This is a genomic window from Streptomyces sp. NPDC058632 (assembly GCF_042717095.1).
In the GTDB taxonomy this organism is placed as follows: domain Bacteria; phylum Actinomycetota; class Actinomycetes; order Streptomycetales; family Streptomycetaceae; genus Streptomyces.
In genome coordinates, this window is record NZ_JBHXQZ010000002.1 from 83952 (window position 1) to 106136 (window position 22185).

At 72.2% G+C, this 22185-nt stretch carries 19 protein-coding genes and 1 pseudogene; 13 read left to right on the forward strand and 7 right to left on the reverse strand.

Translation table 11 applies throughout. The features are described 5' to 3' along the window. Window positions 1-155 precede the first annotated feature (155 nt). Window positions 156-1382 carry an acyl-CoA dehydrogenase family protein gene (locus tag ACFWVE_RS01680; RefSeq protein ID WP_384007208.1) on the reverse strand — a complete coding sequence of 409 codons (1227 nt, stop codon included), beginning with the start codon at window positions 1380-1382 and terminating at the stop codon, window positions 156-158. Window positions 1383-1553: 171 nt separating this feature from the next. Between ACFWVE_RS01680 and ACFWVE_RS01685 the strand changes: the two genes are divergently transcribed. Then, on the forward strand, window positions 1554-2195 hold the full coding sequence (locus ACFWVE_RS01685; protein WP_332425963.1) for a TetR family transcriptional regulator: 642 nt from the start codon (window positions 1554-1556) through the stop codon (window positions 2193-2195). A gap of 84 nt (window positions 2196-2279) precedes the next feature. Here the strand turns inward: ACFWVE_RS01685 and def are convergent, their stop codons facing one another. Beyond that, the gene (gene def / locus ACFWVE_RS01690; RefSeq protein ID WP_384007210.1) at window positions 2280-2825 is read right to left on the reverse strand and encodes a peptide deformylase; all 546 of its coding nucleotides are present in this window, start codon (window positions 2823-2825) and stop codon (window positions 2280-2282) included. 148 nt (window positions 2826-2973) lie between these two features. Here def and ACFWVE_RS01695 point away from each other — a divergent pair, with 148 nt between their 5' ends. The 6 genes from ACFWVE_RS01695 to ACFWVE_RS01720 all read left to right on the forward strand — a co-directional run bounded on the left by ACFWVE_RS01695 (window position 2974) and on the right by ACFWVE_RS01720 (window position 9515). Continuing rightward, entirely contained in the window at window positions 2974-4212 is a 1239-nt protein-coding gene (locus tag ACFWVE_RS01695) for a MurT ligase domain-containing protein (RefSeq protein ID WP_383809457.1), read from the forward strand. A gap of 43 nt (window positions 4213-4255) precedes the next feature. Beyond that, on the forward strand, window positions 4256-4984 hold the full coding sequence (locus ACFWVE_RS01700; RefSeq protein ID WP_384007212.1) for a type 1 glutamine amidotransferase: 729 nt from the start codon (window positions 4256-4258) through the stop codon (window positions 4982-4984). A 199-nt stretch (window positions 4985-5183) separates the two neighbouring features. Beyond that, window positions 5184-6209: a 6-phosphofructokinase gene (locus ACFWVE_RS01705; RefSeq protein WP_384007214.1), complete on the forward strand. Its 1026-nt coding sequence runs from the start codon at window positions 5184-5186 to the stop codon at window positions 6207-6209. 127 nt (window positions 6210-6336) lie between these two features. Beyond that, complete coding sequence (locus ACFWVE_RS01710) at window positions 6337-7287, forward strand: cytochrome c oxidase assembly protein (RefSeq protein WP_384007216.1); 951 nt, start codon at window positions 6337-6339, stop codon at window positions 7285-7287. 124 nt (window positions 7288-7411) lie between these two features. Beyond that, window positions 7412-9325, forward strand: coding sequence for a protein kinase (locus ACFWVE_RS01715; protein ID WP_384007218.1), 1914 nt, complete (start codon window positions 7412-7414; stop codon window positions 9323-9325). Window positions 9326-9338: 13 nt separating this feature from the next. After that, a complete protein-coding gene (locus tag ACFWVE_RS01720; RefSeq protein WP_384007220.1) occupies window positions 9339-9515 on the forward strand; it encodes a hypothetical protein in 177 nt (58 codons plus the stop codon). Window positions 9516-9546: 31 nt separating this feature from the next. On the opposite strand, the gene ACFWVE_RS01725 is transcribed toward ACFWVE_RS01720, so the two are convergent. Genes ACFWVE_RS01725 through ACFWVE_RS01740 form a run of 4 tightly spaced genes read right to left on the reverse strand, consistent with a single transcriptional unit; the run spans window position 9547 to window position 13618 of the window. Further along, window positions 9547-10752, reverse strand: coding sequence for a sensor histidine kinase (locus ACFWVE_RS01725; RefSeq protein WP_384007222.1), 1206 nt, complete (start codon window positions 10750-10752; stop codon window positions 9547-9549). Further along, entirely contained in the window at window positions 10749-12461 is a 1713-nt protein-coding gene (locus ACFWVE_RS01730) for a cation acetate symporter (RefSeq protein ID WP_384007224.1), read from the reverse strand. Before ACFWVE_RS01730 ends, ACFWVE_RS01725 begins: the two co-directional genes overlap by 4 nt. 15 nt (window positions 12462-12476) lie before the next feature. After that, entirely contained in the window at window positions 12477-12836 is a 360-nt protein-coding gene (locus ACFWVE_RS01735; protein ID WP_384007226.1) for a hypothetical protein, read from the reverse strand. 11 nt (window positions 12837-12847) lie between these two features. Then, window positions 12848-13618 carry a LytR/AlgR family response regulator transcription factor gene (locus ACFWVE_RS01740; RefSeq protein WP_384007228.1) on the reverse strand — a complete coding sequence of 257 codons (771 nt, stop codon included), beginning with the start codon at window positions 13616-13618 and terminating at the stop codon, window positions 12848-12850. Between the two features lie 101 nt (window positions 13619-13719). On the opposite strand from ACFWVE_RS01740, the gene ACFWVE_RS01745 reads away from it, so the two are divergent. The 5 genes from ACFWVE_RS01745 (at window position 13720) to ACFWVE_RS01765 (ending at window position 20416) form a co-directional block, all read left to right on the forward strand. After that, window positions 13720-14202, forward strand: coding sequence for an Lrp/AsnC family transcriptional regulator (locus tag ACFWVE_RS01745; protein WP_384007230.1), 483 nt, complete (start codon window positions 13720-13722; stop codon window positions 14200-14202). A gap of 164 nt (window positions 14203-14366) precedes the next feature. Beyond that, entirely contained in the window at window positions 14367-15179 is an 813-nt protein-coding gene (gene ddaH, locus ACFWVE_RS01750) for a dimethylargininase (protein WP_384007231.1), read from the forward strand. After that, complete coding sequence (gene rocD / locus ACFWVE_RS01755) at window positions 15176-16402, forward strand: ornithine--oxo-acid transaminase (protein WP_384007233.1); 1227 nt, start codon at window positions 15176-15178, stop codon at window positions 16400-16402. Before ddaH ends, rocD begins: the two co-directional genes overlap by 4 nt. Window positions 16403-16615: 213 nt before the next feature. Beyond that, window positions 16616-19087: a SpoIIE family protein phosphatase gene (locus ACFWVE_RS01760; protein ID WP_384007340.1), complete on the forward strand. Its 2472-nt coding sequence runs from the start codon at window positions 16616-16618 to the stop codon at window positions 19085-19087. A gap of 99 nt (window positions 19088-19186) precedes the next feature. Beyond that, window positions 19187-20416, forward strand: a complete 1230-nt coding sequence (locus tag ACFWVE_RS01765) for a PP2C family protein-serine/threonine phosphatase (RefSeq protein WP_384007235.1) — start codon at window positions 19187-19189, stop codon at window positions 20414-20416. Between the two features lie 95 nt (window positions 20417-20511). On the opposite strand, the pseudogene ACFWVE_RS01770 reads toward ACFWVE_RS01765, so the two are convergent. After that, window positions 20512-20947 (reverse strand): annotated as a pseudogene (locus ACFWVE_RS01770) (RpiB/LacA/LacB family sugar-phosphate isomerase); the annotation flags it as partial. A 316-nt stretch (window positions 20948-21263) separates the two neighbouring features. Between ACFWVE_RS01770 and ACFWVE_RS01775 the strand changes: the two are divergent. After that, entirely contained in the window at window positions 21264-21989 is a 726-nt protein-coding gene (locus ACFWVE_RS01775; protein ID WP_384007237.1) for a lysophospholipid acyltransferase family protein, read from the forward strand. Window positions 21990-22185 lie beyond the last annotated feature (196 nt).

Here is a 22185-nt window from a genome sequence, read left to right on the forward strand (position 1 = left end):
CCACCATGGTCCCCCAGGAGCCGGGCGGACGTCACCCGAAACGACACGGCACCCGAGGTCCGGGGTGCGGCAGCCCGACGACACGGCAGCCCGGGGCGTGAGCCACGCCGCCGGGCTGCCCCCCGCTCCCCGCCCCCAGCCGCCCGCGTCCGCACCTAGCGGATGGGCATGCCCGACAGGGTGCGGGCGATGACCAGGCGCTGGATCTCGCTCGTGCCCTCAAAAATGGTGTAGATCGCGGCGTCGCGGTGCATGCGCTCCACCGGGTACTCGCGTGTGTAGCCGTTGCCGCCGAGGATCTGTATCGCCTGGGCGGTGACCGTCTTGGCGGTCTCGCTGGCGTACAGCTTGGACATCGAGCCCTCGGCCGCCGTGAACGGCTTGCCGTTCACCGCCATCCAGGAGGCACGCCACACCAGGAGGCGGGCGGCGTCGATCTGGGTGCGCATGTCGGCCAGCTGGAAGGCGACGCCCTGGTTGTCGATGATCGGGCGGCCGAACTGCTCGCGGGTCTGCGCGTACTCCAGGGCGACCTCGTAGGCGGCACGGGCGGTGCCGACCGCCATGGCGCCGACCGCCGGGCGGGAGGCCTCGAAGGTGGCCATCGCGGCGTTCTTCACCCTCTCCCCGCCCTGCTTGGCGCGCTCCCGGGCGCGGGCGAGGCGCTCGTCGAGCTTCTCCTTGCCGCCGAGCAGGCAGGAGCCGGGCACGCGGACGTTGTCCAGGATCACCTCGGCGGTGTGCGAGGCACGGATGCCGTGCTTCTTGAACTTCTGGCCCTGGGAGCAGCCGGGGGTGTTCGGCGGGATGATGAACGAGGCGTGGCCCTTGGAGCCGAGCTCCGGGTCGACGACCGCGACGACGACGTGGACGTTGGCGATGCCGCCGTTGGTCGCCCAGGTCTTGGTGCCGTTGATCACCCACTCGTCCTTGGCCTCGTCGTACACGGCACGCGTGCGCAGGGAGGCGACGTCGGAGCCGGCGTCGGGCTCGGAGGAGCAGAAGGCGGCGACCTTGACGTCGCTCGCGTCGCCGTACATCTGGGGGATCCAGGTGCCGATCTGTTCCTCGGTGCCGTTGGCCAGGACCCCGACGGCCGCGAGACCGGTGCCGACGATCGACAGGGCGATGCCTGCGTCGCCCCAGAACAGTTCCTCCATCGCCATGGGGATGCCGAGGCCGGTGGCGTCGAAGTACTGCTGGGCGTAGAAGTCGAGCGAGTAGATGCCGACCTTGGCCGCCTCCTGGATGACCGGCCAGGGAGTCTCCTCGCGCTCGTCCCACTCGGCGGCCGCGGGGCGGATCACATCGGCGGCGAAGCCGTGGAGCCAGTCCCGGACTTCCTTCTGTTCATCGTTGAGCTCCATGGTGAACTCGGCCATGTCCCCTCCAGCGGCGACGCACGTGCGTGTTACTTGCGGTAACCAAAGTCTGTTACCGGCAAGTAGGAAAAGTCAACTCCCCGACCCTCCCGACATCCCGTCCGCCGCTGGTCACACCGTCAGTGTTAGTTTGCGCAGGCGTCACCGAATCAGCAGGGGTGGGGAGAGAGCATGGACACCACACAGCGGACCGATCAGCAGAGGTCCGCCGACCGCCGCCGGCGCGAGCTGCTGGAGGCCGCCGACCGGGTGGTGCTGCGCGACGGCCCGCACGCCTCGATGAACGCGATCGCCGCCGAGGCGGGCATCACCAAACCGATCCTCTACCGGCACTTCGGCGACAAGGGAGGACTGTACGCCGCCCTCGCCCAGCGGCACACCGACGCCCTGCTGGCCTCGCTGCGGGCAGCGCTGGACGCCCCGGCGGACCGGCGGGAACGGGTCGAGAACACCCTGGACACCTATCTCGCGGCGATCGAGCTGCGCCCCCAGGTGTACCGGTTCCTGATGCACCCGGCGGAGGGTTCGCCCGGCGACCAGGGCTTCGACGTCGGCAAGCACTCGGCACCGCTGCTGCGGCGCATGGGCGAGGAACTGGCCCAGGTCATCGAGGAGCGACTGGACCTCGGCCCCGGCAGCCAGCAACTGGCCCGCGTGTGGGGGCACGGGATCGTCGGCATGATGCACGCGGCCGGCGACTGGTGGCTCGGCGAACGGCCGTGCTCCCGTGCCGAGTTGGTGCGCAGCCTGGCCGACCTGTTGTGGGGCCGGCTGGCGGCGGCGGGCGACCGGGTCGGCGGGCCCGGGTTCTGAGCCCCGGTCCTGCCGCCCGCTCCGGAGGACCTGCCCCCTTCACCCCTCTCCTTCCACTTGCTCCACTCGCTCTGCTTGTTTCCCTCAGTCCCGCCCGCTCCAGGAGGCCCTCCGCGCCTGGCGGGTGAGTCTGCGCCGGCGCCAGCCGGTCAGGCGGTCGGCGTAGACGCGGCCCTCCAGGTGGTCGTACTCGTGCTGCAGGCACCGGGCGAAGAAACCCGTGCCGTGCACGGTGACCGGGGAGCCGGTCACCGTGCGGCCCTCGACGACCGCGTGGTCATGACGTTCCGTCCCGGCCTCCAGGCCCGGCAGCGACAGACAGCCCTCCGGGCCGCGCACCACCACGCCGTCCGTCTCGACCAGCCGCGGGTTGACCACATGTCCCAGATGACGGACGTCCTCGTCGTCCGGGCAGTCGTACACGAACACCCGCAGCGGCACGCCGACCTGGTTGGCGGCCAGGCCCACACCCTGCGCGGCGTACATCGTCGCGAACAAGTCCTCCACGAGGCGGGCCAGTTCCGGACCGAAGTCGGTCACCTCCTCGCAGGGCGCGTGCAGCACCGGGTCGCCGAGCAGCGTGAGGGGCCGGACACGACCGTGGACACCGGGGATGGAACCGTCTCGCATGGCGGTCAGAGTACGGTCCTAGCAGCAACGCCCGTCTCATGGGTGGTGACGTGGTTCTGGAGTGCGAATGGATCTCGATAGGCTGAGGTTCACACCACGTGGCCGTCAGCCACAGGCGCGGCGCGTACGCAAGGAGGATCGAGACTTGATGGCAGGCAACTCGGACCCGCTCACGCCGCGGGCCAAGCTGGCCGTGACCGCCGGCAAGGCGGTCGCAGCGGCCTCCCGCGCCGCGGGACGCGGCAGCGGTTCGGTGATCGGCGGCCGGGTCGCGCTCAAACTCGACCCCGATCTCCTCGCCCGGCTCGCCCAGAACCTGGACTGCATCCTGGTGTCGGCGACCAACGGCAAGACCACCACCACCCGGCTCATCGCGGAGGCCCTGCGGGCCGCCGGACCGGTCGTGTCCAACGCCCTCGGCGCCAACATGCCCGCGGGCATCACCTCGGCGCTCGCGGGCGGCTCGGAGTCGAAGTTCGGCGTCATCGAGGTCGACGAGAAGTACCTCGCCGGCGTCGCCCGCGACACCGACCCCAAGTGCATCGCCCTGCTCAACCTCTCCCGCGACCAGCTCGACCGGGCCGGCGAGACCCGGATGCTCGCGGAGAACTGGCGCGAGGGCCTGGCCGGCTCCAAGGCGGTCGTCGTCGCCAACTGCGACGACCCGCTGGTCGTGTGGGCCGCGTCCTCCTCCCCCAACGTGATCTGGGTCGCCGCGGGCCAGATGTGGAAGGACGACGCCTGGTCCTGCCCGTCCTGCGGCGGCGTGATGCAGCGCCCCGGCGACGACTGGTTCTGCGGCGAGTGCGGCTTCCGCCGGCCCACCCCGAGCTGGGCGCTCTCCGGCGACCACGTCCTCGACCCGCACGGCTCCGCCTGGCCGATCCACCTCCAGCTGCCGGGCCGCGCCAACAAGGCCAACGCCGCGAGCTCCGCGGCCGTCGCCGCGGTGTTCGGGGTGCCCCCGCAGGTCGCTCTGGAGCGCATGTACCAGGTGCAGGCCGTCGCCGGCCGGTACGATGTCGTGCAGCACCAGGGCCGTGACCTGCGGCTGCTGCTCGCCAAGAACCCCGCGGGCTGGCTGGAGACGTTCTCTCTCATCGACCCGCCGCCCACCCCGGTGATCCTGTCGGTGAACGCCCGCTCCGCCGACGGGACCGACACCTCCTGGCTGTGGGACGTCGACTACACCCGGCTGACCGGCCACCCGATCGTCGTCCTCGGCGACCGGAAGCTGGACCTCGCGGTGCGGCTCGAGGTCGCGAACCAGCAGTTCCAGGTCTGCGAGGACCTCGACCAGGCGCTCCAGCAGTGCCCGCCCGGCCGGATCGAGGTCATCGCCAACTACACCGCGTTCCAGGACCTGCGCCGCCGCGTCGGCAACTGACGCCGGCGACGCATCGCGACGTACTCACAAGGACAGTGACTTCATGAGCGACAACGGTCTGCGGATCGTATGGATCTACCCCGACCTGCTGAGCACCTACGGTGACCAGGGCAATGTGCTCGTCGTGGAGCGCCGGGCCCGGCAGCGCGGCCTCGACGTGGCCCGGCTCGACGTGCGCAGCGACCAGCCGATCCCGACGTCCGGCGACATCTACCTGATCGGCGGCGGTGAGGACCGCCCGCAGCGGCTCGCGGCCGAACGGCTGCGCCGGGACGGCGGCCTGCACCGGGCGGTGGGGAACGGCGCGATCGTGTTCTCCGTGTGCGCCGGCTACCAGATCCTCGGCCACGAGTTCATCAACGACCTCGGCCAGCGGGAGCCCGGCCTCGGCCTGCTCGACGTCGTCTCGGTCCGCGGCGAGGGTGCGCGGTGCGTCGGCGACGTGCTGGGCGACATCGACCCGCCGCTGGGTCTGCCGCCGCTGACCGGTTTCGAGAACCACCAGGGCGTCACCCACCTCGGTCCGACGGCCCGCCCGCTCGCCCGGGTGCGTTTCGGCAACGGCAACGGCACGGGGGACGGCACCGAGGGCGCCTACAACGACACCGTGTTCGGCACGTACATGCACGGCCCGGTGCTGGCCCGCAACCCGCAGATCGCGGATCTGATGCTGAAGCTGGCGCTCGACGTCAACGCGCTGCCGCCGACCGACGACCACTGGTACGAGGCGCTGCGGGGCGAGCGCATCTCGGCCTCGCAGCAGCCCGCGTAGACCCTGCGGCCCCCTTGCTGCCCCGTCGGACGGGCCGGCGCCCCCGGCCCGTCTGACGGCTGGTCCGCACAGGTGAGCGCGGTCGTCCAGCAGGCGGACGCGTTCTTCGGTCCCGCCCCCCGGTGCCGCTAGGGTGGCGGGGATCGAGCCGGACGACGCGGTCCGGTTCCGGCCCACGGCTAGAAGGTTGTTTCGGGCTATGCGTATTGGTGTCCTCACGTCCGGCGGCGACTGCCCCGGCCTGAACGCCGTCATCCGCTCCGTAGTGCACCGTGCCGTCGTCGACCACGGCGACGAGGTCATCGGCTTCCGGGACGGCTGGAAGGGCCTCCTGGAGGGCGACTACCTCAAGCTCGACCTCGACGCGGTGGGGGGCATCCTCTCCCGCGGCGGCACCATCCTCGGTTCCTCCCGGGTACGTCCCGAGCATCTGCGGGACGGCGTGGCACGGGCCAAGGGGCACGTCCAGGAGCTCGGCCTCGACGCGATCATCCCGATCGGCGGTGAGGGCACCCTGAAGGCGGCCCGGCTGCTGTCGGACAACGGCCTGCCGATAGTGGGCGTGCCCAAGACCATCGACAACGACATCGCCGTCACCGACGTCACCTTCGGTTTCGACACGGCCGTCGGTGTGGCGACCGAGGCGCTGGACCGGCTGAAGACGACCGCCGAGTCCCACCAGCGGGTGCTCATCGTGGAGGTCATGGGCCGTCACACCGGCTGGATCGCCCTGCACTCCGGCATGGCGGCCGGCGCGCACGCGATCGTCGTGCCGGAGCGGCCCTTCGACATCGAGGAGCTGACCGCGAAGGTCGGCGCGCGGTTCTCGGCGGGCAAGCGGTTCGCCATCGTGGTCGCCGCGGAGGGCGCCAAGCCGCGGGCCGGAAGCATGGACTTCGACGAGGGCGGCAAGGACGTCTACGGCCATGAGCGGTTCGCCGGGATCGCGCGGCAGCTCTCCGTCGAACTGGAGGCGCGGCTCGGCAAGGAGGCACGTCCGGTGATCCTCGGACACACCCAGCGCGGCGGGACCCCGACCGCGTACGACAGGGTGCTGGCCACCCGGTTCGGCTGGCACGCCGTTCAGGCCGTGCACCGCGGGGAGTTCGGACGGATGACCGCGCTGCGCGGGACGGAGATCGTGACGGTGCCGCTGGCCGAGGCCGTCGAGACGCTGAAGACGGTGCCCGAGGACCGCTACGCCGAGTCGGAGTGTGTCCTGTAGCACCTGCCGCCCGTCGTCGTTCCGGCAACCGCCGGACGAAGCCGCCCCCGGCCGCAGCCGCGGCCGGGGGCGGTTCTAGTCTGGTGCGGACAGACGGCGCACAATCCCCACGAAACGGAGCCGGCGGATGGATCACAGCGGGCACGGCACGACCATGGATCTGCCGCCGTTCACGCTGGGGCGAGGGCTCGCCTGGTCGGCGGACCCCTTCTTCCTCGTCGCCTGCCTGCTGGGACTGGCGCTGTACGGCTGGGCGGTCGTGCGCCTGACGCGGCGCGGCGACAAGTGGCCGGTGGGACGGACGGTGTCGTTCGTCCTCGGCGTGCTGAGCATCGGCCTCATGATGTGCACCGGACTGAACGACTACGGCATGGTCATGTTCAGCGTGCACATGGTGCAGCACATGGTCATCAGCATGGTGTCGCCCATCCTGCTCCTGCTCGGCGCCCCGATCACACTGGCGCTGCGCGCCCTGCCGCCGGCCGCCCGCGGCAGCAAAGGGCCGCGCGAACTGCTGCTGATGCTGCTGCACAGCCGCTACATGCGGGTCGTCACCCACCCGGTGTTCACCATCCCGATGTTCATCGCGAGCCTGTACGGGCTGTACTTCACCCCGCTGTTCGACTTCCTGATGGGCTCCCGGGTGGGGCACATCGCGATGATGGTGCACTTCCTCGCGGTCGGTCTGGTGTTCTTCTGGCCGATCATGGGCGTGGACCCGGGCCCGCACCGGCCGGGCCATCTGATGCGGATGCTGGAGCTGTTCGCGGGCATGCCGTTCCACGCGTTCTTCGGCATCGCGCTGATGATGGCGTCCGCGCCGATGGTGACGAGCTTCCAGAACCCTCCGGGCTCCCTGGGCATCGACGCGCTGTCCGACCAGAACGCGGCCGGCGGTATCGCCTGGGCGTTCAGCGAGGTCCCGTCCGTGCTGGTGCTGATCGCGCTGCTGTTCCAGTGGTACGCCTCGGACCAGCGGCAGGCCAAGCGCACCGACCGGGCCGCGGACCGCGACGGGGACAAGGAACTCGAGGCGTACAACGCCTATCTGGCCTCCTTGCACACCACCGGGAAATGAACCCCTTTCGGTCACTTTCCCTCCTCTTCTCTCCCCGTCGCTCACTTTCTCCCCGATTCACCTGAGAGGTGCCACCGTTCGGTAGCATGAGCCGCCAGGGGCGAGCCGCCGGGGGGAAGCGGTCATGGCACTGCGCGCGTCGTCGTCGGGAGCGGGTCGGGTCGTCGCCGGCCGTTATGTGCTGCTGCACCGGCTGGGCCGGGGCGGTATGGGGCATGTCTGGCTGGCCCATGACCAGAGACTCACCTGTGAGGTCGCCCTCAAGGAGATCGTGTTCCACGATCCGGCCGAGCCCGGCCAGGAGCGGGAGACCCGGGTCGCCCGTGCCCGCGCGGAGGCCCGGCACGCGGCCGGCCTGCGTGATCACCCGCATGTGGTGACCGTGCACGACGTCATGGAGCACGAGGGCCTGCCGTGGATCGTCATGGAGTACGTGGCGGACGCCGTCGACCTGCGGGAGCTGGTCGCCCGGCGCGGCGCGCTCGCTCCCGCCGAGTGCGCCCGGATCGGGCTGGCCGTACTGGACGCGCTGACCACCGGTCACGAGCGGGGCGTGCTGCACCGGGACGTGAAGCCGGCGAACATCCTGCTCGCCCCGGACCGCACCGGCGCGCCGCACGGACGGGTCCTGCTCACCGACTACGGCGTCTCCGTGCAGCCTGACACCGGTGAGACGCGGTACACCATGGCGTCCGGGGTGGTCGGCACCGCCGGCTGGCTGGCCCCGGAGCGCGCCACCGGGAGTCCGGCGACACCGGCCGCCGACCTGTTCTCCCTGGGCTGCACGCTGTACCACGGCGTCGAAGGGCGCGGCCCCTTCGAGCGGGAGTCACCGCTCGCGTCGATCGCGGCGGTCGTCACCGAGGAGCCGCGCCGGCCGGTGCGGGCGGGTGCCCTGGAGCCGGTGCTGCGGGGCCTGCTCGAGAAGGATCCCCGGCGGCGCACGTCCGCGCGGGTGCTGGAGGCGGAGCTGTCGCGACTCGTCACGTCCCAGTCGCAGTCGTACGCCCGGCCGCACACCGACCTCGGCTCCCAGCCGCCCTGGGCCACGCCGGCCCTGCCCGCGGGCTCCCCGGGCCCCGCGGGCACCACAGGGCCGACGGGCACCACAGCGTCCACGGGAGCCGCTGAGGGCGTGGATCCTGCGGGACGTACGGCGCCCGCAGGACCGGTGGGACGCACGGCGTCCGTGACCGCCCCCGCCCACCAGCGTCCGCGCCGCCCCGTCCTGCGGGCAGCCGTCGGGCTCGGCGTGGTGCTGGCCCTGGGCGGTGCCTGGTACGCGCTGGCCGACCGGACGGGCGGCGGCGGGACGGCGACGACGCCGTACGGGGATGCCGTGGGGCTCGCCGCCCCGCTCGAGCGGGGCGACTGCGTGCGTGCCGTCTGGCCCGGCGGCCGCCGGTTCGCCGGCGTGCCCCGGCTCAGCGTCGAACCGGCCTGCGCGGGCGCGGCGGGCCGGGAGGTCGACGGGCAGGTCGTGGGGTTCGTCGGGACCGCCTCCGCCGAGGAGGCGCGGGAACTGGGTCCGGCCCGGTGCGAGGAGGCGACGCGGGAGTTCCGCGGGCGTATGGCCGCGGTGCTCCCCCTCGCCGTCGTACCCGTCCCGGACGGGTTCGAGGAGACCGGGCGGCGCACCGCCTGTCTGGTCCTGGGTGCGCGGGGGCCGGTGTACGGGCCGCTCGGCGACCGGCGCCCGTTCGGCACGGCGTTCGCCGACACCGTGCCGATGCAGCGCCGGGACTGCCTGGACACGCGTCCGGGGCGTCAGGCCCTTCTGGTGCCGTGCGGTGGCCGGTACGAGGAACAGGTCCTCGGGTTCACCCGACTGGGCGAGGACGTCACCCTCACCGAGGCGCGCACACGGTCGGACGCGGCCTGCGCCCGTGACGTGCCGCCGCGTGACTACGGCTTCGACCCGTCCGTCCACGAAGCCGGGTCGTGGACCGGCGAGCTGTCCTGGGATACGGGCGTACATGTCGTCGTGTGCACGGTAAAGCGGCAGAACGGGGGCACCATGGAGGGAACCGAACCATGAGGAGGGTGTCGCGATGCCCGGTTCCAGCAACGGTTCCACCTCTACGAAGACCATGGGAGTACTCACCGTCGGCGGGCTCGTCGCCGTGACGGCCTACACGGTGGCGCTCGGCAGCAATGGATGGCTGTGGTTCGGCTGGGTCGTCCTGGGGCTGATCACCCTCGCCATGATCACCACACGCAGCGCCTGAGCCGCCGGACAGGCCCTGCCCGGCGGGCGGCTCACTTCGGTGTGAGCCGGCCCGCCAGGTGCACGCCCGGCTGGTACTTCGGCAGCCGGACGGTGATTCTCATGCCGGCGCCGACCGCGGTCTCGATGACGAGGCCGTAGTCGTCGCCGTACACCTGGCGGAGCCGGTCGTCGACGTTGGACAGACCGATGCCGCCCGTGTGGTCGACCTCGCGGGCGAGGATGCGGCGCAGCAGGCCGGGGTCCATCCCGGCGCCGTCGTCCTCGATCACGACGAGGGCTTCGGCACCGGTGTCCTGTGCGGTGATCTGGATGTGGCACTTGTCGGCCTTGCCCTCGAGGCCGTGCTTGACGGCGTTCTCGACCAGGGGCTGCAGGCAGAGGAAGGGCAGGGCGACCGGGAGCACCTCGGGGGCGATCTGCAGGGTGACGGAGAGGCGGTCGCCGAAGCGGGCCCGGACCAGCGCCAGGTAGTGGTCGATGGCGTGGAGCTCGTCGGCGAGGGTGGTGAAGTCGCCGTGCCGGCGGAACGAGTAGCGGGTGAAGTCGGCGAACTCCAGCAGCAGCTCGCGGGCCCGCTCGGGATCGGTGCGCACGAACGAGGCGATCACGGCGAGTGAGTTGAAAATGAAGTGCGGGGATATCTGCGCCCGCAGCGCTCTGATCTCGGCCTCGATGAGGCGGGTGCGGGACTGGTCGAGGTCGGCGAGTTCGAGCTGGACGGAGACCCAGCGGGCGACCTCTGCGGCAGCCCGGACCAGGACCGCGGACTCGCGGGGCGCGCAGGCGACGAGGGTTCCGTGCACCCGGTCGTCGACGGTGAGCGGGGCGACGACGGCCCAGCGCACCGCGCAGTCGGGGGTGTCGCAGGTGAGCGGGAAGGCCTCGCCGCGTCCGGACTCGAGGGGGCCCGCCAGACGTTCCATGATCTCGGTGCGGTGATGGGCGCCGGCGCCGTCCCAGACGAGGACCTGTTCCCGGTCGGTGAGGCACAGGGCGTCGGTGCCGAGCAGGGAGCGCAGTTTGCGGGCGGACCGGCCGGCGGTCTCCTCGGTCAGTCCGGCGCGGAGCGGGGGTGTGGCCAGGGACGCGGTGTGCAGGGTCTCGAAGGTGGCGTGCTCGACGGGGGTGCCGAGGCCGGCCAGGCCGGGCGGCCGTGCGGTGCGCCGGCCGAGCCAGAAGCCGGCGGCCAGCAGGGGCAGGACGGCGACGCACAGGCCCGCCAGGAATCCGCTCACTGGGACACCTCCGTCCGTAGTTCCTCCGGCAGGTGGAACCGGGCGAGCACCGCCGCCGTTCCGGGCGGCACCCGGCCGGGGGTGGCCAGGGAGACCAGGATCATGGTGAGGAAGCCCACCGGCACCGACCACAGGGCGGGCCAGGCGAGCAGCGCGTGCCAGGCGCCTTGGCCCGGGTAGCCGGCCATGGTCGCGGCGACGGCGAGGAAGGCGGAGCCGCCGCCGACCAGCATGCCGGCCGCCGCGCCGGGCGGGGTGAGCCGGCGCCACCAGATGCCGAGGACGAGCAGCGGGCAGAACGAGGAGGCCGACACGGCGAAGGCGAGCCCCACGGCGTCGGCCACCGGCAACCCGCCGACCAGGACGCTGGCCAGGAGCGGGACGGCCATGGCGAGTACCGTGCCGAGCCTGAAGTGCCGTACACCGCGCGAGGGCAGGACGTCCTGGGTGATCACGCCGGCCACGGCCATGGTCAGCCCCGAGGCCGTGGACAGGAACGCGGCGAAGGCGCCCCCGGCGACCAGCGCGCCGAGCAGGTCGCCGCCCACTCCCCCGAACATGCGGCCGGGCAGCAGGAGCACGGCGGCGTCCGCGTCGCCGGTGAGGGTCAGTTCGGGGGCGTACAGGCGGCCGAGGGCTCCGTAGACCGGAGGCAGCAGGTAGAAGGCGCCGATCAGACCGAGCACGGCGACGGTGGTGCGGCGGGCGGCGACACCGTGCGGACTGGTGTAGTAGCGGACCACCACGTGCGGCAGGCCCATGGTGCCGAAGAAGGTGGCGAGGATCAGTCCGTACGTGGCGTACAGCGGGCGTTCCTCACGGGACTCGGCGCGGGAGGGCGAGAGGGCGTCGTCGGCGCCGCGTCCCGCGGCCGGGACCTCGGACCCCTCGGCGAAGGTCAGCCGGGTACCGCCGTCGACGCGGTGGGTGCCGGCGGGCAGGTGGACCTCGGTGCCGTCGTGTTCGCGGCCGTCGACGGTGCCGTCCACGGTGACGGCCAGCGGGTCGGCGATTCTCAGGTCGACGGTGTCGTCGACGCGGACGACACGCTGTTCGCGGAAGGCGGCGGGTTCGTCGAAGGCGTGGCTGGGCGCCCCGTCGCTCTGCCAGGCGAGGACCAGGAACAGTCCGGGCACGAGCAGGGCGGTGAGCTTGAGCCAGTACTGGAAGGCCTGCACGAAGGTGATGCTGCGCATGCCGCCGGCAGCGACGATGACGGTGACCACGACGGCGACGATCACTCCGCCGAGCCAGTCGGGGGCGCCGGTCAGCACGGTCAGGGTGAGCCCCGCGCCCTGGAGCTGGGGCAGCAGGTACAGCCAGCCGACGCCGACGACGAAGGCGCCCGCGAGCCGCCGCACGGCGTGCGAGGCGAGGCGGGCCTCGGCGAAGTCGGGCAGTGTGTAGGCGCCGGAGCGGCGCAGCGGTGCGGCGACGAACAACAGCAGGACCAGATAGCCGGCGGTGTAGCCGACCGGGTACCAGAGCATGTCGGGGCCCTGGACCAGGACCAGGCCCGCGATGCCGAGGAAGGACGCGGCGGAGAGGTACTCGCCGCTGATGGCGGCTGCGTTCAGGCGGGGGCCGACCGTGCGGGAGGCGACGTAGAAGTCGGAGGTGGTGCGGGAGATGCGCAGGCCGAAGGCGCCGACGAGGATGGTCGCCAGGACGACGAGGGCCACGGCGGGTACGGCGTAACTGGAGTTCACGGCGCCTGCGTTTCCTCAGCGGTCCTCGACGAGCCGCACGAAGTCGCGTTCGTTGCGTTCGGCGCGGCGTACGTACCAGCGGGCGAGCAGGACCAGCGGCGGGTAGAGCCCGAAGCCGAGTACCGCCCACTCCAGCCGGCGGGCGTCCGGGGCGGCCGCGAAGACCAGCGGGAGCGGTCCGACGAGCAGGACGAGGACCGCGAACACGGTCAGTCCGGTGCGCAGTTGGATGCGCATCAGGGAGCGGACATAGGTGTGGCCGAGGGTGGTCTGCTCGTCGATCTCGGTGCGCGGGCGGTAGTAACCGGAGGAGCGGCGGGTGCGGCGGGGCGGGCCGGTGACGACCACCCTGCGTTCGGTCGCGTCCTGGGGCATGTCCTCTCCCCTCAGCCCGTGGTCCGGCGCATCAGCAGGTCCCGCAGTTCACGGGTGTGCCGCCGGCTGACCTGGAGCTCCTCGGATCCGATCAGGACGCTCACGGTGCCGGTGCCGAGGCGGAGTTCCCCGATGTGGCGCAGGGCGACGAGATGGCGGCGGTGGATGCGGACGAAGCCGCGTGAGCGCCAGCGTTCCTCCAGGGTGGACAGCGGTATGCGGACGAGGTGACTGCCGCGGTCGGTGTGCAGGCGGGCGTAGTCGCCCTGGGCCTCCACGTGCGTGATGTCGTCGACCGCGACGAAGCGGGTCACGCCGCCGAGTTCGACGGCTATGTGGTCCGGGTCGGGTTCGTGCACGGGGATGCGCGGGGTGCTGTCGCGCTGTTCGGCGGCGCGCAGTTCGACGACGCGACGGACCGCTTCGGCCAGCCGCTCCGTGCGGACGGGCTTGAGGACGTAGTCGACGGCCTTGAGGTCGAACGCCTGCACGGCGAAGTCCTCGTGGGCGGTGACGAACACGACCAGCGGCGGCCGGGCGAAGCCGCCGAGCAGCCGGGCGAGGTCGAGTCCGTCGAGGCCGGGCATCTGGATGTCGAGGAAGACGACGTCGACGGCCTCGGGTCCGTCGGGCCCCGACTCCAGCGCGCGGTTGATGCGGCGCAGCGCCTCGGTCGCGTCGCCGGCTCCCTCGGCACTGCCGATGCGGGGGTCCGCGTGCAGCAGGTAGAGCAGTTCCTCCAGCGAGGGGCGTTCGTCGTCGACGGCGAGGGCGCGCAGCATGAAGGTGGAGTCTAGGGGGGATTTCCACGTCTGGACATGGCCCGGACGTGGGCCTTCCCGTCGGACGACGAGGGCCTGCCGGTGCTGGTTACAGTGCGGGTATGAGCAGCAGACCGGCGCCGTTCGACGAGTTGGACCGACAGATCGTCATCGCGCTGATGGCGAACGCCCGGACGTCCTTCGCCGAGATCGGCGCGGCGGTCGGCCTGTCGTCGACGGCGGTCAAGCGCCGGGTGGACCGTCTGCGCGAGACGGGGGTGATCACCGGGTTCACGGCGACGGTGCGGCCGTCGGCGCTGGGCTGGCGCACGGAGGCGTACGTCGAGGTGTACTGCGAGGGGGCGGCGCCGCCCCGGCGGCTGGCGGAGGTGGTGCGCAACCACCCGGAGATCGCCGCGGCGATGACGGTGACCGGGGGCGCCGACGCGCTGCTGCATCTGCGGGCGCGGGACGTGGAGCACTTCGAGGAGGTGCTGGAGCGGATCCGTGCGGAGCCGTTCATCCGGAAGACGATCAGCGTGATGGTGCTGTCCCATCTGATCCCGGAGAGTCCGGAGGCGGGCGCGAGCCAGCCGGCTCCGTAGCGCCCACGGCTTTCGCGCGAGGCGCAGCAGACGTGCGTGGAGCAGGGGGAACACGCAGCATTGCTGCGTGAGTGCGCACCTCATGTTCCTTGTCGTCCGGACCGGTCGCTTTCTACCGTGGACACACCCCTGATGACACCGCGTGGAAGCGGAGGCACCCCTCTGTGACCGACACCCGTGTGCCGTCCCGACGGCGCTACCTCGTCTGCGATCCCGGACATTTCGCCGTGCGGTACGCGATCAACCCCTGGATGCGTCCCGACCCTCCCGTCGACCTCGCCCTGGCCCAGCGGCAGTGGCACACGCTGGTCGACGTCTACCGCGCCCACGGTCATACCGTGGAGAGCGTGAAACCGGTACCCGGCCTGCCCGACATGGTGTTCGCCGCGAACGCGGCGGCCGTCGTCGGGGGCCGTGTCCTCGGCTCCCTGTTCCTGGCGCCCGAGCGGCGCCCCGAGTCCGTGCCGTACGAGACCTGGTTCAAGGCGGAGGGCTTCGACGTCCACCGTCCCGAGTCGGTGTGCGAGGGCGAGGGCGACCTGGTTGCGGCCGGGCGCTGGATCCTCGCCGGCACCGGTTTCCGCACCACCCGCGAGGCGCATCACGAGGCGCAGGAGTTCTTCGGGGTGCCCGTGATCGGCCTGACGCTGGTCGATCCGTACTTCTACCACCTGGACACGGCACTGTTCGCACTGGACGAGGAGAACATCGCGTACTACCCGGAGGCGTTCTCGCCGGGGAGCCGCGAGGTGCTGGCCCGGCTGTATCCGGACGCGGTGACCGCGACCCGCGAGGACGCGATGGCCTTCGGTCTGAACTCCGTCTCCGACGGACGTCATGTGTTCGTCTCACCGGGGGCGACGGCCCTTGCCGCGCGGCTCGCCGAGCGCGGTTACGTTCCCGTTCCCGTCGACCTGTCCGAGTTCCACAAGGCAGGCGGCGGGATCAAGTGCTGCACTCAGGAGATCCGCTCATGACCGCTGCCGCCCGTACCCGTTCGTCCGCCGAGCTGATCGGTGCGGAGGAGCCGGTCCTCGCGCACAACTACCACCCGCTGCCCGTGGTCGTCGCCCGCGCGCAGGGCGCGTGGGTGGAGGACGTGGAGGGCCGCCGCTACCTCGACATGCTGGCCGGCTACTCGGCGCTCAACTTCGGCCACCGCCATCCCGCGCTGACCGAGGCGGCGCACCGCCAGCTGGACCGGCTCACGCTGACCTCGCGTGCCTTCCACAACGACCGGCTCGCCGAGTTCGCCGAGCGGCTGGCCGCGCTGACCGGGCTGGACATGGTGCTGCCCATGAACACCGGCGCGGAGGCGGTGGAGAGCGCGGTGAAGGTGGCCCGCAAGTGGGCCTACGACGTGAAGGGCGTCCCGGCCGGCAAGGCGACGATCGTGGTCGCCGCGGACAACTTCCACGGCCGGACGACGACCATCGTCAGCTTCTCGACGGACGAGACCGCCCGCGCCGGCTTCGGGCCCTTCACCCCGGGCTTCCGGGTCGTCCCGTACAACGACCTGGCGGCGCTGGAGGCGGCGGTCGACGAGACGACGGCCGCGGTGCTGATCGAGCCGATCCAGGGCGAGGCGGGGGTGAACATCCCCGACGACGGCTATCTGGCGGGCGTACGGGGGCTGACGCGCCGCGCGGGGTGCCTGTTCGTCGCGGACGAGATCCAGTCGGGACTCGGCCGTACGGGACACACGCTGGCCGTGGACCACGAGTCGGTCGTCCCGGACATGGTGCTGCTCGGCAAGGCGCTGGGCGGCGGCATCGTCCCGGTGTCGGCGGTGGTGGCCCGGCGCGAGGTGCTCGGGGTGCTGCACCCCGGGGAGCACGGCTCGACGTTCGGCGGCAATCCGCTGGCCGCGGCCGTCGGCACGGCGGTGGTGGAACTTCTGGAGACGGGCGAGTTCCAGCGCCGGGCGGCGGAACTTGGCGTGGTGCTGCGCGGCGGGCTGGAATCGCTGGTCGGCCGGGGCGTCGTGGGTTTCCGCTCGCGCGGGCTGTGGGCGGGTGTCGACGTCGACCCGGCGCTCGGCACCGGCCGTGAGGTCGGTGAGCGGCTGATGCGGGAGGGAATCCTGGTCAAGGACACCCACGGGTCCACCATCCGGCTGGCCCCGCCGCTCACCATCCGGGGCGAGGAACTCCAAGACGCGCTGGAAACGCTGGGGAAGGTGTTGGGCCAGGGCCGCTGACCCGGTCGGCCCGTTCCCCGCCCGGGGAGGCGGGGAGCGGGCCGAGGGGCGGTCGGCCCGCCCGGTCCGCCCGGCCCGCTCCCCGTCCGTCCGGCTGTTTTCACCGGTCCCCATCTTCACCCGGGAAGCCCGCTGCCCGGTTCCCGGGTGAAGATGGGGACAAGAGGTGGTAGACCACTCGCAGCGACAGAGAGGTCGGCCGTGGGCGGACACGTGGGCAAACACGGGGAGCAGGACGTTGCCCGGCAGCGGTTCGACGTGGCCGACGCCGCTCCCCTGCTGCTCGATCCGCAGGGTGTGGTGACGAACTGGACCGGTCCGGCCGAGCGGCTGCTGGGGTACACGGCGGCCGAGGCGGTGGGCGGGAAGCTGTCCGATCTGCTGACCGCCCAGGACGCCGAGCGGGTGCCGGATCTGGTCGGGCGCTGCCGGTCCGACGACGGCTGGGCCGGCCTGATGACGGCCCGGCACCGGGACGGACACGCGGTCCCCCTCATGGTCAGGGTGCTGCGGACCGTGGAGCCGCGTGGCCGCTCGTCCCTGCTGGTGCTGCTGTCGGAGCTGGCCGGCTCCTCCGGCTGGGACATGAGCCGCACGATGCTGGAGCAGATGGTCTCCGGATCGGCGATCGGGCTCGCGATCGTGGACACGGACCTGCGGTTCGTGTGGTCGAACACCGCGCTCGAGCAGTTCGGCGGCGGTCCCGCGCAGCGGCGGCTGGGCCTGCGGTTCGCCGATGTCCAGCCCGGACTGGACGCCGAGGCCGTCGAGGCGCGGATGCGTTACGTCCTGGAGACCGGCGAGTCGGTGGTCGGCTTCGAACACGTCGGTCAGGCCCGTTCGGCGCCGCTGCGGGAAACCGCGCACATGCTGTCGTTCACCCGGCTCGACGACGACCGGGGCCACCCGATGGGCGTCTACTACAGCGTCGTCGACATCACCGACCGGCACCGCGCGCGCCGGCGCCTCGCGCTGCTCGACCGGGCCGGCCGGCACATCGGCCGCACCCTGGACGTCATGCACACCGCGCAGGAGCTGGCCGACGTCGCCGTCCCGGACCTCGCGGACTTCGTGACCGTGGACCTTCTCGAGACGGTGCTGCGGGGCGCCGAGCTCCCACCGGGACCGCTCACGGAGACGGACAGGGTGCCGCTGCTCCGCGCGGGCCACCGGTCCGTGTACGAGGATCTGCCGCGCACGGTCCGGGACATCGGCGTGCCGGTCTCCTATCTGCCCGGTTCACCGCCGGTCCGCTGCCTGACCACGGGCAGGACCTGGCGTCAGGAGCAGCTCGACCCGCTCGCCCTGGGATGGATCGAGAGCAGGCCCGGCCGCCGGGCGGCCACGTTCCTGGAGCTGGGGCTGCAGAGTGTGATGATCGTGCCGATCCGTGCCCGGGGTGTCACCCTGGGCATCACCGGGTTCTTCCGGCGCCGCCGGGACCCCTTCGGTGAGGACGACACGAACCTCGCCGAGGACCTCGTCTCGCGCGCCGCCGTCTGTGTGGACAACGCCCGGCGCTACACCAGGGAGCGGAACGCGGCGCTCGTGCTGCAGCGCAGCCTGCTGCCCCACCGGCTCCCGGAGCAGGACGCCGTCGAGGTGGCCGCGTGCTACCGCCCGGCCGACGAACTGACCGGTCTGGGCGGCGACTGGTACGACCTGATCCCGCTGTCGGGGGCCCGTGTCGCCCTCGTCGTCGGCGAGGTCCCCGGGCACGGCATCGACGCCGCCGCCGCGATGGGCCGGCTGCGGACCGCCGTACGGACCCTGGCCGCGCTGGATCTGCCCCCCGAGGAGGTACTGGGGCATCTGGACGACCTGGTGTCGCAGTCGGCGTGCGAGGGGGAGAGCGAGCCTGCGGCGGCCTACGGCCAGCCCGTGGGGTCCGGTTGCCTGTACATCGTCTACGACCCGGTCGACGGGCGGTGCGCGATGGCCGCCGCGGGCCATCCCGCGCCCGTCCTGGTGGCGCCCGACGGCTCGGTGGGCTTCGTCGAACTGCCGGCGGGGCCTGCGCTCGGCGTGGGCGGTCCGCCGTTCGAGGCGGTGGAGCTGACCCTGACGGAGGGCAGCACGGTCGTCCTGCACACCGACGGTCTGCTGGCCGGTGTCCCCGGCAGGAACGGAACCGGGGACGCCGACCCCGGCCGGGAGCGGCTGCGGCAGGCGCTGCAAGCGGCTCCGGATTCCCTGGACCAGCGGTGCCGGGCCGTGGTGGACGCCTTGGTACCCACCCGCCCGTACGACGACGTGGCCATGCTGCTGGCCCGTACCCGGCTCCTGGACGCCGGCCAGGTGGCGGTCTGGGACCTGCCGGCGGATCCGGCCGTGGTGGCCGAGGCCCGCAGAACGGCCACCCGGCAGCTGGGCCGCTGGGGTCTGGACGAGCTGGTCTTCACCGCGGAGCTGGTGGTCAGCGAACTGGTCACCAACGCCATCCGGCACGCCGCCGGCCCCGTCCGGCTGCGGTTGATCCGGGAGCGGGCACTGGTCTGCGAGGTGTTCGACGGCGGGGCGACCACGCCCCATCTGCGTCATCCCCGCGCCATGGACGAGGGCGGGCGCGGGCTGTTGCTGGTCTCGCAGCTCGCCCAGCGGTGGGGCACCCGTTTCGTTCCCGACGGGAAGGTCATCTGGGCCGAGATGTCGCTGACCGGCCCGGACGACCTCCCCGTCGATTGACGCCGCCGGCATCGCACGCCTCCCGAGCGACCACCTCACTCTGCCCATTTCGCCCACTATGTGAAAAACTGACGCCATTCCGGCGCAGAGGCAGTGGTCATGACACAAACGGCGATCGACTACGCGGCGGTGTACCGGGCCCTGCCCGGCATGGTGGCGATCCTCACCCCGGGTCTCGTGTACGCGGACGTCAACGAGGCCTTCGCCGAGGGGATCGGGAGGTGCCGTGAGGAACTGCTGGGCCGCTACATGTTCGACGTCTTCCCGGAGAACCCGGACAATCCCGACTCCTCCGGTGCGCGCAACCTGCACGCCTCGCTGCTGCGCGTCGTGGCCACCGGCGAGCGCGACGCCTTGGCCCTGCAGCGCTACGACGTGGAGAGCCGGGAGTACCCCGGCGAGTGGGAGGAGCGCTACTGGAGCCCGGTGAACACGCCGGTGCTGGGCAGCGACGGCAGTGTGGTCCTGGTCGTGCACCGGATCGAGGAGGTCACCGAGCTGATGCGGGCCCGCCACCGTGCCGGCGTCGACCAGGGCCGGGCCCTGGAGGCCGAGCTGTACACACGCGCCCGCGAACTGCAGGAGCTCAACAACCGCCTGCGCCAGGCGCACGCCCGGGAGCGGCAGGTGGCGCTGGTGCTGCAGGAAGCGATGCTGCCCGCCCCTCGGCAGGTGGGCCACCATCGGGCCGCCGTGCGCTACCGGCCCGCGGTGGGCTCGCTCAACGTCTGCGGGGACTGGTACGACCTGGTCGACCTGGTGGGCGGCCACCGCATCGGCGTGTCCGTGGGTGACGTGGTCGGGCACGGGCTCGAGGCGGCCGGGGTCATGGGCCAGCTGCGCAGCGCGCTCACCGCCGCCTCGCGGGTCGCGGCGGGGCCCGCCGAGGCCCTGGACGTCGTGGGGCGCTACGCGCACGTGGTCGACGGCGCCGAGTCCGCGACCGTGGTCACCACCTTCGTCGACTTCGACCGGCACACCATCGCGTACAGCAGCGCCGGCCATCTCCCACCCGTGCTGGTCCACCGCGACGGGCGGGTGGAGTTCCTCGACCGGGCCACCGATCCCCCGCTCGACGCCCTCCCCGAACCGGCCCCGAGGCCCGAGGCGACGACCACGTTCACGCCGGGGTCGACCCTTGTGCTCTACACCGACGGTCTGGTCGAACGGCGCCGGGAGGACATCGACGCCGGACTGTTGCGCCTCTCCGAGTCGCTGCGCCGCCACCGGGCGCGGGATCCGGAGTCGCTGGCGGACACCGTGCTGCTGGAGCTGCTGCCGCCCGGCGGCGCCACCGACGACACCGCGCTGATCGTCGTCCGCCTGTGACGGTTCGCGGCCCCGCGTTCACGCCGCCCGGCGCGTGCGGTGACGGTTCGCGTCGCGTCCGGCAGGGACGGTTCAGCCGGTGGTGGGCCTGTGCCGTCGAGCCGGGTCAGCCGGTCCGCGTTGCGCCGGTCCTCCTCGTCCCGGCCGGCCACCGGGGCGAACCGGGCGTCGAGGAATCCCCCTCAGCCGCGGCTCGGACGTGAGCCGCAGCCCGAACGCCGGCACGTTGGCGTCGTTCCAGCGGCGCGCGCCGTCCGCCGTGCAGGCGTCCGTGCACAGGGCTGCCCCTGCGCCCGGAACCCTGTTGGCCGCGATCGAGGCACCCGTGCCGGTCCAGCAGCACACCACCGCCTGGTCCGCGGTCCCGTCGGCGACGTCGCGGGCGGCCGCCTCGGAGCAGAAAGCCCACCGCGCAGCGCTTCCGGGACTCGGGGCACCGTGCACGCGCACCTCGTGGCCGTGCTCGCGCAGTTCGGCGAGCAGGGCGCGGGCCGCGGGTCCGTCCATGTCGGAGGAGACGGAGATCCGCATGGTAGGGAGCCGGTTGGGGTCTCCCCTGCTCGAGCGAAGCCGGGAGCTTGGGGAAGGAGCCCGCTCGGGGCACTCCGCCCGTGAAGCGGGCCGGGCGGGCACCGCGGCGGCACACGGCCTCACCGGCCCGTGCGCCGACGGGTGTTCAGCCACCCTGCGGGTTCCGTCCGGCCCGCTCCCCTGACTGCTCCCGGACCTGTCGCACATGGTGCCGGACGGTCCCGCCCCGACCTACACTGACAACCCCCACGACGTGCCGGTTGACCTGCTGCAACACGCCGCTGGGCCCGTCCGACGGAGTCGAGGAGCGCGCCCCTTGTTCTACTACCTGCTGAAATATGTACTGCTGGGCCCGCTGCTGAGACTGGTCTTCCGGCCTCGAATAGAGGGCCTGGACCATGTGCCGTCGTCCGGTGCCGGCATCGTCGCCGGCAACCATCTGTCGTTCTCGGACCACTTCCTGATGCCCGCGATCCTCAAACGGCGTATCACGTTCCTCGCCAAGGCCGAGTACTTCACCGGCCCGGGCATCAAGGGCCGGCTGACGGCGTTCTTCTTCCACAGCGCGGGCCAGATCCCGGTCGACCGTTCAGGGAAGGACGCAGGCCAGGCCGCGATCCGGGAGGGCCTCGGGGTGCTGGGCAAGGGGGAGTTGCTCGGCATCTACCCGGAGGGCACGCGGTCGCACGACGGGCGCCTGTACAAGGGCAAGGTCGGGGTCGCGAAGATGGCCCTCACGGCCGGCGTCCCGGTGATTCCCTGCGCGATGATCGGCACCTTCGAGGCGCAGCCGCCCGGCAAGGTCGTCCCCCGCATCCATCCCGTGGCGATCCGCTTCGGCAAGCCCCTCGACTTCTCCCGCTACGAAGGCATGGAGGACGAGCGGGCGGTCCTGCGCGCCGTCACCGACGAGATCATGTACGCCATTCTGACGCTGTCCGGGCAGGAGTACGTCGACCAGTACGCGGCCGTCGCCAAGGCGGAGGAGGACGAGCGCAGGGCGCAGGAGAAGCGCCGGTTCCCGCGGCTGCCGCGGAGCTGAACCGCCCGTCGGACGGGCCGAGCAGGCCGGCGGCGTCGTGAGCACATGAGCGACCCGTGAGTGGGGGGGGGCGGGGTCCAACGGCCGCCCCCCCGGGTGGTCCACCCCGGGGCAGGGGGCAGGGTGTCCAACCACCTGGCGGTCCCCCGGGGGTGCGGCGCGGTGCCGCCGCGCTGCTGTTAGGGGGGGGGGTCAG

Bases quoted from the DNA above. Each gene is read 5' to 3' on its own strand.
- ACFWVE_RS01680 (WP_384007208.1), bottom strand. From the start codon at position 1,382: ATGGCCGAGTTCACCATGGAGCTCAACGATGAACAGAAGGAAGTCCGG.
- ACFWVE_RS01685 (WP_332425963.1), top strand. From the start codon at position 1,554: ATGGACACCACACAGCGGACCGATCAGCAGAGGTCCGCCGACCGCCGC.
- def (WP_384007210.1), bottom strand. From the start codon at position 2,825: ATGCGAGACGGTTCCATCCCCGGTGTCCACGGTCGTGTCCGGCCCCTC.
- ACFWVE_RS01695 (WP_383809457.1), top strand. From the start codon at position 2,974: ATGGCAGGCAACTCGGACCCGCTCACGCCGCGGGCCAAGCTGGCCGTG.
- ACFWVE_RS01700 (WP_384007212.1), top strand. From the start codon at position 4,256: ATGAGCGACAACGGTCTGCGGATCGTATGGATCTACCCCGACCTGCTG.
- ACFWVE_RS01705 (WP_384007214.1), top strand. From the start codon at position 5,184: ATGCGTATTGGTGTCCTCACGTCCGGCGGCGACTGCCCCGGCCTGAAC.
- ACFWVE_RS01710 (WP_384007216.1), top strand. From the start codon at position 6,337: ATGGATCACAGCGGGCACGGCACGACCATGGATCTGCCGCCGTTCACG.
- ACFWVE_RS01715 (WP_384007218.1), top strand. From the start codon at position 7,412: ATGGCACTGCGCGCGTCGTCGTCGGGAGCGGGTCGGGTCGTCGCCGGC.
- ACFWVE_RS01720 (WP_384007220.1), top strand. From the start codon at position 9,339: ATGCCCGGTTCCAGCAACGGTTCCACCTCTACGAAGACCATGGGAGTA.
- ACFWVE_RS01735 (WP_384007226.1), bottom strand. From the start codon at position 12,836: ATGCCCCAGGACGCGACCGAACGCAGGGTGGTCGTCACCGGCCCGCCC.
- ACFWVE_RS01740 (WP_384007228.1), bottom strand. From the start codon at position 13,618: ATGCTGCGCGCCCTCGCCGTCGACGACGAACGCCCCTCGCTGGAGGAA.
- ACFWVE_RS01745 (WP_384007230.1), top strand. From the start codon at position 13,720: ATGAGCAGCAGACCGGCGCCGTTCGACGAGTTGGACCGACAGATCGTC.
- rocD (WP_384007233.1), top strand. From the start codon at position 15,176: ATGACCGCTGCCGCCCGTACCCGTTCGTCCGCCGAGCTGATCGGTGCG.
- ACFWVE_RS01765 (WP_384007235.1), top strand. From the start codon at position 19,187: ATGACACAAACGGCGATCGACTACGCGGCGGTGTACCGGGCCCTGCCC.